The sequence below is a fragment of the Escherichia sp. MOD1-EC7003 genome (genome assembly GCF_002965065.1).
Taxonomy (GTDB): Bacteria; Pseudomonadota; Gammaproteobacteria; order Enterobacterales; family Enterobacteriaceae; genus Escherichia.
Window position 1 is genome coordinate 1 of the sequence record NZ_PTRE01000089.1, and the last position, 1,315, is coordinate 1,315.

General features: G+C 48.2%; 1 protein-coding gene. It reads left to right on the forward strand.

What is annotated here, in order from left to right:
• Positions 1–94 precede the first annotated feature (94 nt).
• A complete protein-coding gene (locus tag A7090_RS16160; protein WP_105274789.1) occupies positions 95–1,288 on the forward strand; it encodes an IS4 family transposase in 1,194 nt (397 codons plus the stop codon).
• Positions 1,289–1,315 lie beyond the last annotated feature (27 nt).

Sequence of the window (1,315 nt, forward strand, 5' to 3'; positions counted from 1 at the left end):
CTGAGGAATCCCCAGTAATGGGCGGGTAAAAAAAGACAGGCATAGAGTTTTGTGATCTACTGATTTGTGCAACCAATTCAATGAGATCACTTCTATGCCTGCTCGACAAGTATGTCAGAATTTTTTCCACGATGCGTTAGCACCGTTTCACAAATACCGACAAAATGCTTTGCTGGATGCCACCATCGCTCTCATCAATGGCGCATCACTGACGCTGACCAGCATCGGGCGTTATTTACCCGGCCCGGCTCAGGTCAAAAATAAAATCAAACGCGTTGACCGACTGCTCGGTAATGAATCTCTTCACCGCGATATCCCACTGATTTTCAGAAATATTATTGCCATGCTGACTAGCCAGCTATCTCTTTGTGTCATTGCCGTTGACTGGAGTGGATATCCATCTCAGGAGCATCATGTGCTCCGCGCCAGCCTGCTCTGCGATGGACGCTCGCTTCCCCTGTTAAGCTGGATAGTTCCGTCAGAAAAACAGCAGAACTCGCAGATACAAAAAAACTTCCTGGATGCCCTTGCCGAGGCTGTAAACCCTGTGGCCAGAGTCATAATAGTTACCGATGCGGGTTTCCAGAGTGCATGGTTCCGGCATATAAGGTCACTCGGATGGGATTTTATCGGTCGTGTCAGGGGAAATATCCAGATGCAGCTGGACAGCAAAGGTGAGTGCTGGTTCAGGCGTCAGGAATTACAGGCCAGAAGCAAACCAGAATATCTGGGGACGGGTACACTTGCCCGTTCGGAATATGCCCGGTGTGATGGCCATTTTTATTTGCATAAAAAAGAGCCGAAAGGCCGGAAGAATCGCCGCTCACGTTGCCGCATAGAGCGTAAATCCCAAATAAAGGATGGACGTTCTTCGGCAAAAGAACCGTGGCTTATCTTTAGCAGTACGAATGACTTTAAACCTCGGGAAATCATGAAATTGTACAGCCGTCGCATGCAAATCGAGCAGAACTTCCGGGATGAAAAAAGCGAGCGCTTCGGGTTCGCTCTGCGTGCCAGTTACAGTCGTTCCGTGGGAAGAATGCTGGTACTGAGCCTACTGGCGACGCTGAGTACAATTGTACTGTGGCTTATTGGCTATCATGCTGAAAACAAAGGATTACATCTGAGATATCAGGCCAACAGCATTAAAGCACGGCGGGTAATCTCGTATCTGACGTTAGCGAAGAATGTCTTACGACACTCCCCGCTAATTTTAAGACGAACAGTGCTAAGCACAGTTCTTAATCATCTCGCCAAAACCTACCAGAATATGGTGTTGGTTTATTAGCGCTGATTTATGGGGATCCCTCAGCGC